A 13,307-nucleotide genomic window follows, 5' to 3' on the forward strand; every position below is an offset into this window, starting at 1 on the left:
CTTACTTGAGTGCCGCGGCTGCGGCGACGAACTGCTCGGGGGTCTGCTGGCCGTTGAACAGCTTCTGCAACTCGGCGAGCATCGGGGTGGCGATCTTGAAGCCGAGCGCCTGGTCCCAGGACTGGGTGAAGGCCGGCGCCTGCTGCACGAGGTCGAACTGGAAGGTGGCGTACGCCGGGTCGGGCGCCGCGGCGAGGGCGGCCTTGGCGTTCGAGGTGACCGGGACCTCGCCCATTTTCACGAGGCCGTTGATGTAGTCGTCGCTGTAGAGGCTCTGCAGGTAGCCACCGGCGGCGGCGGGGTCCGCGGTGGTGGTCACGGAGACGTAGTTGCTGGGGTTCCCGACGACGTTCTTCGGGTCGCCCTTGCCGCCGTCGACCGAAGGGAACGGCACATAGCCGAGGCCGTTCTTGGCGAAGTCGGCCGAGGTGCCCTGCTGCACCGCGTACTCCCAGGAGCCCATGAGCTGCATCGCCGCCTTGCCGCTGGACAGCAGGGTCGACGATCCTCCGGCGCCGTAGGCGACGGAACCGAACTTGGTGCCGAACGCACCGCTGTCCACCATCGTTTTGATCATCTCGGCGGCCTGGCGGACCGCCGGATCGGTCCAGCCCGCAGAGTCGCCGGACTGGATCCGCTCGAAGACGGCCGGGCCGCCCAGCCGGTCGGTGAGGTACTCCAGCCACATGAGCTCGGTCCACTCATTGCCGCCCTGCCCGGCCAGGGCGAACGGGGTGATGCGCTTGCCCTTGAACGTGGTGATCAGCGACTGCACATCGCTCCAGGTCTTCGGCGGCTGGACGCCCGCGCCGGCGAAGACCTTCTTGTTGTAGAACAGAAAGACCGGCTGGGTGCCGCGGGACGGCACGCCGACCAGCGTCCCGTCCGATGTCTGGCCGACCTTGAGGACGGCCGGCAGGAAGTGCGACGCCACGTCCTTGCCGCCGGGCAGCGTCGCCACATCGACGATCTTCTTGTTGGTGGCGTACTCGCGCATCGGCCCGCCGCCCCAGCTGAAGAACATGCCGGGCATCTGGTTGGAGCCCATCGCGGTGCGCAGCTTGTCGAGGTAGCCGTCGGACGGGACGACATCCATCACGACCTTGGTCGCGGCCGTCTTGTTGAGCGCGTCGATGCCGGCCTGCTGCACCTCATTGGTCGGGTCCTTGAGCGTCCAGAAGTGCACCGGCTCCGCGGCGGTGCCCGCACTCCCTCCGCCACACCCGGCTAGAACGACGGCGAGCCCGGCTGCTGCCAGTGCGCCTATGACTCTCTTCATGGTGGCCACCTTTCAACGAACGTAAGGATGTGCCAGCTGGCCATCTTCGCCACGTAAGTTTTACGTATCGAGCATCCCGTTTGACCTGCTGTTTTCTCGGAGGTTAGGCGCGATGTCATCCTCGATCAACGGCCGTTAACCAAGACGTTACGAAAGTATTACGCTGAAGGCTGCCCCTCCACGTAAACCTCACGTAGGCTCGCCCACATGTCGGAGTCCAGCGCGCGGCAGGCTTACAAACACGGGCTACTGACCTCGATCGCCCGCGAGGCGGGCGTCTCGGTGGCCACGGTGTCCAAGGTCGTGCACGGCAAACCCGACGTCGGACCGGCGACCCGCCAGCGCATCGAGGCACTGCTCGAGGAGTACGGGGCTGGTCGCGAGACCCCGGAGGCAGCACCGGCACGCCGCATCTACGCTGTATTCCGCGACCTCGACAGCCCGTACACGCTCGAGGTCGTCCGCGGCGTCGTCGACGCCGGCAGCCAGGCCGGCTTCGAAGTGGTCATCGGCACGACGATGCACCGCTCGATAGCGCAGTGGCTCGATGCCTGCTCCGACCCCGGCGTCCTCGGCATGATCCTGATCATCTCCATGATGGCGGAGCACGACCAGAAGCGGGTGCTGAGCAAGCACGTGCCCGTCGTGCTCATCGACCCGCTCAGCCAGCCGCTGCCGGGGGTGCCGAGCGTCGGCGTAACCGACTGGCACGGCGCCCACGACGCCGTCGGGCACCTGCTGGAACTCGGCCACCGGCGCATCGGCATCATCGCCGGCCGGCCGCACTCCCCCGCCGGCGGCGCGCGCCTGCACGGCTACCGGGCAGCACTGCACAACGCCGGCATCGAATACGACACCGCGCTGGTCCGCTCGACCGACTTCGACTACGGCGAGAGCGTCACCGCCACCACCGAGCTGCTGACCCTGCCCGAACGACCCACCGCCATCTTCGCCACCAGCGACGCACAGGCACTCGGCACTCTGGAGGCGGCCCGCGCCTTGCGGATCTCAGTCCCGGACGACCTGTCGGTCGTCTCCTTCGACGACACCAGCGCCGCCGCCACGGCCTCGCCACCACTGACCGCCGTCCGGCAGCCCTACGACGAACTCGGCCAGATCGCCACCAGCCTGCTGGTGGACATGTCCAACGGCAAGTCCCCGGTCGTGGACCGCTTCGAACTAGCCACGGCGTTCACACTGCGCTCGTCGACCGCAGCCCTCGTCGCACAGCGTTAGGCGCGACCGCGCAAGCCCGCCTGGTACGCGAGGACGACGACCTGGGCCCGGTCGCGGACGCCGAGTTTGGTCATGGCGTGGTTGACGTGTGTCTTGACCGTGAGTGGGCTCAGCGTGAGGTGCTTGGCGATCTCGGCATTGGACATCCCCGTGGCCACCAGGGTGACGATCTCGCGTTCCCGATCGGTCAGCACGTCGAGGATGTCGGAAGCCGGGGCCGGATTGCGGTCCTCCAGGGTGAGGTAGCGGGCGATCAATCCTCGGGTGGCCGCCGGCGAGAGCAGCGACTCACCCCGCGCCACCGTCCGGATCGCGTCGATCAGCGCCTCCGGGCGGGCGCCCTTGCCGAGGAATCCACTCGCGCCGGCGCGCAGCGCCTCGAAGACGAACTCGTCGACCTCGAACGTGGTCAGGATCAGCACCCGTACCCCGGCCAGATCCTCATCGCTCGTGATCTGACGGGTCGCCGCGAGGCCGTCGAGTTCGGGCATGCGGATGTCCATCAGGACGACGTCGGCCCGGGCCTCACGGGCCAGCCGAACGGCCTGGCCACCGGTCGCCGCTTCGCCGACCACCGTCAGGTCGGTGGCGCTTTCGACCATCAGCCGCAGCCCGGCGCGGACGATGTCCTGGTCGTCCGCCACCAGCACGCGAATAGCCGTCACAGCGCCGCGCCAACCGGAGCGGGAAGCTCTGCCACAACCCGAAAACCACCTTCTCCTCGCGGCCCCGCCGACAACCAGCCGCCCAACGCGGCGGCCCGCTCATGCATGCCGATGATGCCGTGACCCGACTGACCGACCTCTGATCTGCTGTGTGAGCCGCCTGCCGGCGGTCCGTCGTCTTCGACCACCAGAGCCAGCACATCGGGCCGGAAGGCAAGCCGGACCGACGCCGCGGCTCCCGACGCGTGTTTGGCGGTGTTGGTCAGCGACTCCTGGATCAGCCGGAACGCGGTGAGGTCAACGGCCTCGGGCAACGACCGGGCCGGCCCGGAGACGTCGCAGGTCACCCGCAGCCCCGAGGCCACGAAGGAGGCGATCAGCTCGTCGAGCCGGTCGAGCCGGCCGGCCGGCTCGACCGGCTCGTGGTCGTCGAGTTGGCGCAGCAGGCCGACCGTCAACCGCAGTTCCTCCAGCGCGGCCCCGCTGGCGTTCTGGATATGCGCGAGGGACTGCCTGGCCTCGGTCGAATCCTTGTCCAACAGGTAGGTCATCGCGCCCGCCTGCACGCTGATAAGCGCCACATGGTGGCCCACCGCGTCGTGCAACTCCCGCGCGATGCGCAGCCGCTCGGCCTGCACGCGACGGCGTGCCTCCTCCTCGCGCCCTTGTTCCGCGCGCGTGGCCCGTTCCACAAGCATCGCCTGCTGCGCGCGCCGGGCGCGTACGGCTTGCCCGACGGCGGCCGCGGCCAGCACCAGCGACAACGCCTCAATGCTGGACAGCTCGGCTACTCCCCCCAGGCCGGACAGCACGGCACCGGACAACACCACGGTGGCGGTCATCGCGGCGGTCGCGGTGACCACAGCGGTCTTCTCGCTACGCAGCGAAAACAGCAACATCGCGAAGAACAGCGCGGGGCGGGCGGCCTCCGGCGCTCCCGCCGGCATCATGACGATCGCGCCCGCCGTCGCCACGGCCAGGCTTAGCCACGACGGCCAGCTCATGGCGGGGATGACGACGAAGCTGGCAGAGACCAGCACGGCGACGGCGAACACTGCCGGAGTGTGCGTGGGCCTGGCCTGTATCGCGGCGATGAGCAGGGCACCGAGGAACAGCGTCGCGGCCCCGGCGACCCGGACGGCAGTGGGATGCGCGGCGGCGAACCGGCGCACCCAGTTGTTGACCCGTCTCAGGTAGTCGACCGCGCGGTCCTCCACCAAGCTCACAGCTCCCACAGCACTGACAGTAGGCACCCCATGATCGCTGCGCCAACCAATCTACTGCCAACGCAGTAGGCCGGGCCTCGCCGCACGGTTGCACCACCCACGAACGCAGCGGCCGGCCGGCCGGGCTACCGCGATCACGGCGAGTGAGGTCACGGCGCAGGGCCGATGACGAACCCGGTGGCTATCGCGAACGATGTACGAGTCCCCTCAACGACAGCGGCCCGCCACCCAGGCGGGCTGGTGATCCAGCGCGTCTTCGAACAGGAGAAACCTGATGGCCTCGTTCCTGTACCGGTTGGGCCGGTTCGCGTTCCATCGGCGGTGGCTGGTCACCGCTGCCTGGCTGGCGGTCATGATCGCGGCCCTGGTCGGCGCCGCCACCTTGTCCGGGCCCACCCAGGACTCGTTCAGCATCCCGGGCACTCCGGCACAGAAGGCAGTCGACCTGCTCGCCGAGCGGTTTCCCCAGGCATCGGCCGACGGCGCCACCGCCCGCGTGGTGTTCGCCGCGCCCGACGGCAAGAAGCTCACCGCTCCGGCGTACCGGTCGGCGATCAACGCCGCGGTCGCCGAGCTGAAGCGAGCGCCGCAGGTCGCCTCGGTCAACGACCCGTTCACCTCCGGCACCGTTAACGACTCCGGCACGATCGGTTTCGCCCAGGCGAGCTACACGGTGAAGTCCGACGAACTCACCGACGCGACCCGCGACGCCCTCGCCGCGATGACCGAGCGAGCCCGGGCGAGCGGACTGACCGTCGAGGTCGGCGGCGACGCCTCGGACACCCCGGCCAAGCAGGGCCTCGCCGAGGTCATCGGGGTGGTGGTCGCGGCGATCGTGCTAGTCATCACGTTCGGGTCGCTGGTCGCCGCCGGCCTGCCGCTGCTGACCGCGATCCTCGGCATCGGGATCGGCATCGGCTCCATCAGCGCCCTCTCCGGCTTCGTCGACCTGTCGTCCAAGACCCCCATCCTCGCCCTCATGCTCGGCCTCGCCGTGGCTATCGACTACGCCCTGTTCATCGTCTCCCGGTATCGCAGCGAACTCGCCGCCGGCCACGAGCCGCCGGACGCCGCCGGACGCGCCGTCGGCACCGCCGGATCGGCCGTCGTCTTCGCCGGCCTCACCGTGATCATCGCTCTGGCGGCCCTGGCCGTCGTCGGCATCCCGTTCCTCGCCCAGATGGGCCTCGCCGCCGCGTTCACCGTGGCCATCGCTGTGGCCATGGCGTTGACCCTGCTGCCCGCGCTGCTCGGCATCACCGGCCGCCGCATCACCGCCGGACGCATCCGGGGACTGCGTTCCGGCGTGCCGGCCGGTGGTACCACGTTCGGCGTACGGTGGGCCCGGGCCATCGCCCGCCGGCCCGTCGCGGTGCTGCTCGTCGCCGTCGTCGGGCTCAGCGTGGTCGCGCTGCCCGCGCTGGACCTGCGGCTCGGGATGCCCGACGACAGCACCGCCGCCCCCGACACCACCCAGCGCAAGGCGTACGACCTGCTCTCGGCCGGATTCGGGCCGGGCTTCAACGGACCGCTGATCGTCGTGGTCGACGCACCCATCGGAACGGCACAGGCGGCGGGCGAACGGGCCGCGCAGCAGATCCGCGGGCTCGACGACGTCGACGCGGTCACCAACCCGAAGGTGAACAAGGCCGGCGACACCGCCGTCCTGACCGTCATCCCCGCCAGCGGACCCAGCGACACCGCGACCGAAGATCTGGTCCGGGCCATCCGGGACCGCGACGGCAGCGTGCCCGGCGCGACCATCGGCGTCACCGGCCTGACCGCCATCAACATCGACATCTCCGCCAAACTCGGCGCCGCACTGGCGCCCTACCTCACGATCGTCGTCGGCCTCGCCTTCATCCTGCTCATGCTGGTGTTCCGGTCACTGCTGGTGCCGATCAAGGCCACCCTCGGGTTCCTGCTCAGCCTCGCGGCCACCTTCGGCGCCGTCGTGGCGGTCTTCCAGTGGGGCTGGTTCGCCGACGCGCTCGGCATCAAGCAGACCGGGCCCATCATCAGCTTCCTGCCGGTCATCCTGATCGGCATCGTGTTCGGCCTCGCCATGGACTACCAGGTCTTCCTCGTCACCCGGATGCGCGAGGAATACGTGCACGGCACCCCGGCCCGCGAGGCGGTGATCACCGGCTTCGGCCACGGAGCCCGGGTCGTCACCGCCGCCGCCATCATCATGATCAGCGTCTTCTCCGGGTTCATCCTCGGCCCCGACGCGATCATCAAGTCGATCGGTTTCGCCCTCGGCATCGCCGTGCTCTTCGACGCCCTCATCGTCCGCATGACGATCGTGCCCGCCGTGATGATCCTGCTCGGCAAGTCCGCCTGGTGGCTGCCCCGCCGGCTCGACCAGATCCTGCCCGATGTGGACGTCGAGGGCGAGAAGCTGCGCCACCTGCTCGACGACGCTCCCGCCCAGCCACCCGTCCACACTCCCCAGCACGCCTCGGTGTGACGCCACGGGGCCGCCGCCGCTGACATCGGCGGCGGCCCCGCCCTCCTTGGAGCTATGCATGGAGCTATTCTGGCCGACCACTAGGATGGCTCCATGACAGGGGAATCCGGCAAGCGCCGGCAGACGCGCGGCGAGATCGAGGAGCTGCCGAGCGGATCGCTGCGGGTGCGGGTGTACGCCGGCATCGATCCGGTCACGAGGAAACGGCGCTATCTCCAGGAAACGGTTGCGGCCGGGCCGGAGGCCGCGCGGAAAGCCGATGCGGTCCGCATTCGCCTGCTCGAGGACGTCCAGGCCGCCCGCGAACTGCGAACCGGGACCGGGACCGGGACAGGAGTCGGCTTGGCTCGGGGACGACGCCCGGCCCAGGATCCAGCAAGCACCGGCACTCGCCGCGGACTGACGACGGAAGCCCCCGTGAGGCCGGGGCAGGAGCGGGGGCTGACCGTCGCCGGGATCGCGCGCCTCGCCGGGGTGTCCGCGCCGACCGTGTCGAAGGTGCTCAACGGACGTCCGGGGGTAGCGCCGGAGACCCGGCGCCGGGTCGAGGAGCTCCTACGCGCGCGGAGCTACCGCCGGCCGGAGAAGGTCACCCGGGCGGCCTGCGTCGAGGTGGTCTTCTACGGCACGCTGAGCCACCTCGCGGTGGAGATCATGCGCGGGGTGAAGCAGGTCGCCGTGGGCCACGGGCTGGCGGTGGGCTTCACCGACGTGCTGCGGGAGGCGTCGACGGGCCGGGACTGGTCGCAGGATCTGCTGGCCCGACGCCCGGCGGGCGTGGTCGCGGTGCATCAGGGTGCCACCGCGGAACAGCTTGGCCTGCTGAGCGCCAGCGGCATCCCGCTCGTCATCGTGGATCCCACGAGCGAACCGCTGGAACGGACTCCGTGGGTGAGCGCGGCGAACCGCCAGGGCGGGATCGCCGCAGCGCGGCGTCTGCTCGATCTCGGCCACCGGCGGATCGCGGTGATCTCCGGGCCGCCCGAGCGGCTGAGCGCACGCAGCCGGCTCGACGGCGTCCGGGCGGCACTCGAAGCCGCCCGGCTCCCGCTGGAGAAGGGCTTGACCCATACCGGGATGTGGTTCTCGTTCGAGGACGGTTTCAACCATGGGCGTGAGCTGCTCCGGCTTTCCGCGCCGCCGACCGCCGTGCTGTGTGGCAACGATCTGCAGGCCTTCGGCGTCTACGAAGCGGCCCGGCAGGCCGGGGTACGCGTTCCGGACGAGCTGAGCGTGGTGGGTTTCGACGACATCTCGTACGCGCGCTGGTGCGGGCCGCCGCTGACCACGGTGCAGCAGCCGTTCGCCGAGATGGGGAGCACGGCCGCCGAGCTGGTCCTGGCGCTGGCCGCCGGCGAGACCGTCGCACACGCCCATATCGAGCTGGCGACCACGCTGGTCGTACGGGACAGCACGGCCCGACCGCGCGGATAGAAACAGTCCTTGTGTTTCACGATTGTTTCTGCAATCGTTCGTCATCAATGGGAGCGCTCCCATTGATGATCACCTGATTGCCGGCTTCCCACCCTGCGGGCCGGCGGTTCGCGAGGAGGCATCCCGTGCGTTCCTTCGGCACCAGAATCCGTCGCACCGCCCTTGCCGGCATGCTGGCCCTAGCGGCCGGTGCGACCGTCGGGTCGGCGGCGACCAGCGCCGGCGCCGCGGTCGGCGGTTGTTCGGTCAGCTACGCGCTCACGACCCAGTGGAGCACCGGGTTCACGGCCAGCGTCACGATCACCAACCTGGGCGACCCACTCACCGCATGGGAACTCGGCTGGTCCTACGCCGCGGGCCAGCAGGTCACCAGCGGCTGGAACGCCACGATCAGCCAGAGCGGCGCGCAGGTCACGGCCCGCAACCAGACCTGGAACGGGGGCGTGGCCACGGGCGCCACGGTGAACTTCGGCTTCAACGGCTCGTGGTCGGGAAGCAACCCGGCCCCGACCACCTTCACTCTGAACGACGCGCTGTGCACCGGTAGCGTCGATCCCACCACAAGCCCGCCTACGACCGCACCCACCACCACACCTACGACCGCGCCGCCCGGGGCCGGCCTGCCGCGCAGCTTCACCTGGCACTCCAGCGCAGTGCTGATCGGACCGAAGTCCGACGCCACCCACAACATCCGCGCCGTCAAAGACCCGTCGGTCGTCTACCACAACGGCCGGTGGCACGTGTTCGCCACCACCACCAACCAAAGCGGCTCGTACAGCATGGTGTACCTGAGCTTCACCGACTGGTCACAGGCCGCGGCAGCGCAGCACCATTACCTCGACACCACCGCGATCGGAACCGGGTACAAAGCGGCGCCGCACGTGTTCTACTTCGCGCCACAGGGACGGTGGTACCTGGTCTTCCAGACCGGCGACAACGCTGCGTTCTCCACCACCACCGACATCAGCAACCCGCAGTCGTGGAGCGCGCCGCAGCGCTTCTACGCCGGGGGAATGCCGCAGATCGTCCGCGACAACATCGGCAGCGGCTACTGGGTGGACTTCTGGGTCATCTGCGACAGCTCCAAATGCTTTCTGTTCTCCTCCGACGACAACGGCCACCTGTACCGGTCCGAGACCACCGTGGCGAGCTTCCCGAACGGCATGACGAACACCGTCATCGCCATGCAGGATGCTGCCCGCTACCCACTTTGGGAAGCCGCCAACGTGTACAAGGTCTCGGGCAGCACTGAATTCCTTCTGATCGTCGAGGCGATCGGCACCGGGGGCACCCGCTACTTCCGATCCTGGACCGCACCCGCCATCACCGGCCCGTGGACCGCACTCGCGGACACCCAGGCCAACCCCTTCGCAGGCGCCACCAACGTCACCTTCGACGGCACCGCGTGGAGCCGGGACATCAGCCACGGCGAGATGCTCCGCAGCGGCACCGACCAGACGATGGCCGTCAGCCCCTGCGACATCCGGTACCTCTACCAGGGCAAGGACCCGAGCGCGACCGACTCCTACAGCCTTCTGCCGTGGCGACTCGGTCTGCTGACCCAGTCCAATTCCACCTGCTAGCCCCTTTCACCGGGCAGGCGCGGCGATCTGACCGTCCGCCTGCCGTCAGCCTTCGGAGGACATGATGTTTTTCCGTCGCCCCGGACTCGGGCCAACCATCGCGACGGCTGCCGCCGTCGGCGCCGCCGGAATCATCATGGCCGCGCCGGCACAAGCCGCCACCGCGTGCAGAGTCACCTACTCCGTCACGAACCAGTGGCAGGGCGGCTTCGCTGCCAGTGTCACCGTCGACAACCTCGGCGACCCTGTCAACGGGTGGCAACTCGCCTGGTCCTTCCCCGCCGGCCAGGCCGTCACCCAGCTCTGGAACGGCACCTACGCCCAGTCCGGCTCGGCCGTCACCGTCACCAACGCCAGTTGGAACGGCCTCATCGCCACCGGTGGGAGCGCCAGCTTCGGCTTCAACGGTTCGTGGGCGTCCACGAACCCGGCACCGACCAGCTTCACCCTCAACAGGACCGTCTGCACCGGAACCGTCCCGACGACTCCAACCCCCACGCCGACCACCTCGGCACCGCCCACCGGCACCACCACCGCGTGGCAGAACGGCAAGTTCGTGATGGACGCCGCGGGCGTCGTCCGCCGGTCGAACATCGTCCTCCAACGGGCCAACACCAGCGCAAGCGAGTTCGTCCCGCTCGGCAACGGCACGCTCGGCGCCGCCGCCTGGGCCGGCAACGGCTTCACCGCCCAACTCAACCGCACCGACACCTTCCCCGACCGCAGGTCTCCGGGTTGGGTGGTCATCCCCGGCCTCAGTAGGATGACCAGCGCTGCCGACTTCTCCGGCTACCTCGACCCGTACGACGGGACCCTGCACCAGTCGGGCGGCGGCATGACCATGACCGCTTACGTCCGGGCGGATGCCGCGCAACTCGTCGTCGACGTCACCGGCGCCGACCCGGCCGGCGCCCAGACCGCCCGCGTACAACTGTGGAGCAGTCGATCCCCGACCGCGACCGCGTCCGGTTCGGTGGCGACCCTCTCGCAGACCTGGACCGACAACACCGCGACCGGTGCGTCCGGACAGACCTTCGGCGCGATGGCGGGCATCAGCGCGGGCGGCCGCAACGTCACCGCCTCGACCCCGGACCCCAGGACCGCCCAGGTCAGCTTCCAACCGAACAGCAACGGCTCGTTCCGGGTCATCACCGTCTCCCCGGCCTGGACCGGCGGCGATCCGATCGCCACCACCAGGTCACTGCTCGGCACCGACCTGACCCGCAGCGCGGCCGACCTGGCCGCGAGCCACCTCTCCTGGTGGCACAGCTACTGGAGCGCGGCCGGCCTGATCAAGATCTCCTCCGCCGACGGAACGGGCGAGTACTTCGAGAATATGCGAACCCTGTACCTATACAACATCGCAGCCACCAACCGCGGCACCCTGCCCGGCACCCAGGCCGGAGTGGCCGACCTGTTCAGCTTCAACCAGGACTCCCAGCCCTGGTATCCGGCCGGCTACTGGTTCTGGAACACGCGAATGATGGTCCAGGCCAACCTGTCCGCCGGCGCCTTCGCGCAGAACACCCCCGTGTTCAACCTGTACCGGACCAACGTGGCGAACATCGCGGCGTGGACCAGCGCCCACTTCCCGGGCCGCGAGGGCCTGTGCGTGCCGGAGACCATGCGGTTCAACGGCAACGGCTACTACGGCGGATCCAGCGCGGCCAGCAACGCCTCGTGTGACTCGCAGATCGCGCCGAACTACAACGCCCGGAACGTGACCACCGGAGCCGAGATCGGCCTGTGGATCTGGCAGACCTACCTCACGACCGACGACCGATCGTTCCTGTCCGCGCACTACCCGATCATGGCCGGCGCCGCGAGGTTCCTGCTCTCCCACGCCACGACGGGCTCCGACGGTATGTTGCACACCTTCTCCAACGCCCACGAGAACCAGTGGGACGTCAACGACCCGATCAACGACGTCGCCGCGATGCAGGCCCTGTTCCCGGTCGTCATCTCCGCCGCGCAGACCCTCGGACTCGACGCCGACCTGGTAAGCCGCCTCACCGCGGCCATCGGAAAGATCCGCCCGCTGCCACGCACCGACGTCGCCACCAAGTCGCAGGTGCTGACGCCGTCCTCGGATGCGGCCGGCAACAACATGCTCGCGATGTCCGCCCAGCCCACCGCCGCCAAGCACAACCAGGAGAACGTCGAACTCGAACCGGTCTGGCCGTACAACTTGATCGGCGACACCGGCAACCAGTCCGACCTGGCCAAGCGCACCTTCACCAACCGGAACTACGTCACCGGCAGCACCTGGAGCTACGACGCGCTCCATGCCGCACGCCTGGGCCGCGGCAACGACGTGCGCACCGCGATGATCGCCAACATCGGCAAGTACCAGGTCTTCCCTAGCGGATTCGCCAGCTGGAACGCCCAGCCCACCAGCCCGTACCTGGAGGAACAGGGCGTGATCGCCGCCGCGATCAGCGAGGGCCTGGTCCAGAACTACGACGGAACGCTGCGCATCGCGCCCGGCTGGCCCAGCGGCTGGGACGCTGACGGCACCGTCTACATCCAGCACAAGGGCAAGGCGTACGTACAGGTCCGCAACGGCACGCTGATCACCGTGGCTATCGATGCCGGAGCCACCGGCAGCCTCACTGTCCGCAACCCCTGGCCGGGCCAGAGCGTGACGGTCGTCGACGGGGCCGGCACGACCGTGACGACCACCCAGACCAGCGGAACCTTCACGATCCCGGCTCAGGCCGGCAAGGCCTACCTCATCCAGCGGGCCTCCGCGCCGACCACGTCCTTGCCCTTCGCCTCGGTCGGCGGCACCCCGGCGACCGCACCGAAGACCCTCAACGGCCGATCCATCGGCCTGACGAAATGAGGCCCGGCATGACGAAAAGGTGGATCACCGCCGCCGGTGCCGCGCTCCTGACATCGACCGCGGTCGTCGTGGCACTGCCGGCCGACGCGGCAGCCGCGGGCTGCTCGGTGAACTACGCGGTGTCGTCGCAATGGCAGGGCGGCTTCGGCGCCGACGTCACCATCACCAATCTCGGCGATCCGCTCACCGGCTGGACCCTGACCTGGTCCTACAGCGCCGGCCAGACCGTCACGCAGGCCTGGAACACGACGCTGACCCAGAGCGGTGCCGCGGTCACCGCCAAGAATGTCAGCTACAACGGCGCCGTCGCCACCAACGGCACCGTGGCGTTCGGCTTCAACGGGTCGTGGACCGGCAGCAACCCCGCTCCCACCAGCTTCGCGGTGAACGGCGTGACCTGCACCGGCAACACGGCGCCGACCACCCCACCCACCGTCTCGCCCACCACGACCCCGACCACCGCACCCGCGGCGCCGGACATCACGGTGAACAGCGCCACCAGATACCAGACGATCGACGGGTTCGGCGCCGCGGTATCGATCTGGGGCAGCGCCTGGTCGACAGCCGAG

Annotated in this window: 9 protein-coding genes; 6 read left to right on the plus strand and 3 right to left on the minus strand. The window is 69.3% G+C overall.

Annotated elements, in window-relative coordinates:
* Position 1: 1 nt before the first annotated feature.
* The gene (locus DMB66_RS51030) at positions 2-1,279 is read right to left on the minus strand and encodes an ABC transporter substrate-binding protein (protein ID WP_125811332.1); all 1,278 of its coding nucleotides are present in this window, start codon (positions 1,277-1,279) and stop codon (positions 2-4) included.
* A 207-nt stretch (positions 1,280-1,486) separates the two neighbouring features.
* On the opposite strand from DMB66_RS51030, the gene DMB66_RS51035 reads away from it, so the two are divergent.
* Complete coding sequence (locus tag DMB66_RS51035) at positions 1,487-2,515, plus strand: LacI family DNA-binding transcriptional regulator (RefSeq protein WP_125811333.1); 1,029 nt, start codon at positions 1,487-1,489, stop codon at positions 2,513-2,515.
* On the opposite strand, the gene DMB66_RS51040 is transcribed toward DMB66_RS51035, so the two are convergent.
* Positions 2,512-3,180: a response regulator transcription factor gene (locus DMB66_RS51040; protein ID WP_199753126.1), complete on the minus strand. Its 669-nt coding sequence runs from the start codon at positions 3,178-3,180 to the stop codon at positions 2,512-2,514. The genes DMB66_RS51035 and DMB66_RS51040 overlap by 4 nt on opposite strands.
* Positions 3,177-4,397, minus strand: coding sequence for a sensor histidine kinase (locus DMB66_RS51045; RefSeq protein WP_233625429.1), 1,221 nt, complete (start codon positions 4,395-4,397; stop codon positions 3,177-3,179). The genes DMB66_RS51040 and DMB66_RS51045 overlap by 4 nt, the downstream gene beginning before the upstream one ends.
* 283 nt (positions 4,398-4,680) lie before the next feature.
* Here DMB66_RS51045 and DMB66_RS51050 point away from each other — a divergent pair, with 283 nt between their 5' ends.
* The 5 genes from DMB66_RS51050 to DMB66_RS51070 form a co-directional block, all read left to right on the plus strand.
* Positions 4,681-6,876, plus strand: a complete 2,196-nt coding sequence (locus tag DMB66_RS51050) for an MMPL family transporter (protein WP_125811335.1) — start codon at positions 4,681-4,683, stop codon at positions 6,874-6,876.
* A 93-nt stretch (positions 6,877-6,969) separates the two neighbouring features.
* Positions 6,970-8,310, plus strand: coding sequence for a LacI family DNA-binding transcriptional regulator (locus DMB66_RS51055; protein ID WP_125811336.1), 1,341 nt, complete (start codon positions 6,970-6,972; stop codon positions 8,308-8,310).
* 125 nt (positions 8,311-8,435) lie between these two features.
* Positions 8,436-9,893 (plus strand): non-reducing end alpha-L-arabinofuranosidase family hydrolase, encoded by a 1,458-nt coding sequence (locus tag DMB66_RS51060; RefSeq protein WP_199753127.1) that lies wholly within the window; start codon positions 8,436-8,438, stop codon positions 9,891-9,893.
* Between the two features lie 61 nt (positions 9,894-9,954).
* Entirely contained in the window at positions 9,955-12,738 is a 2,784-nt protein-coding gene (locus DMB66_RS64835) for a cellulose-binding domain-containing protein (protein WP_233625426.1), read from the plus strand.
* 8 nt (positions 12,739-12,746) lie between these two features.
* Positions 12,747-13,307 (plus strand): cellulose-binding domain-containing protein (locus DMB66_RS51070; protein ID WP_199753128.1); only part of this gene is annotated, 561 nt, incomplete at its 3' end.

The organism is Actinoplanes sp. ATCC 53533 (genome assembly GCF_003947245.1).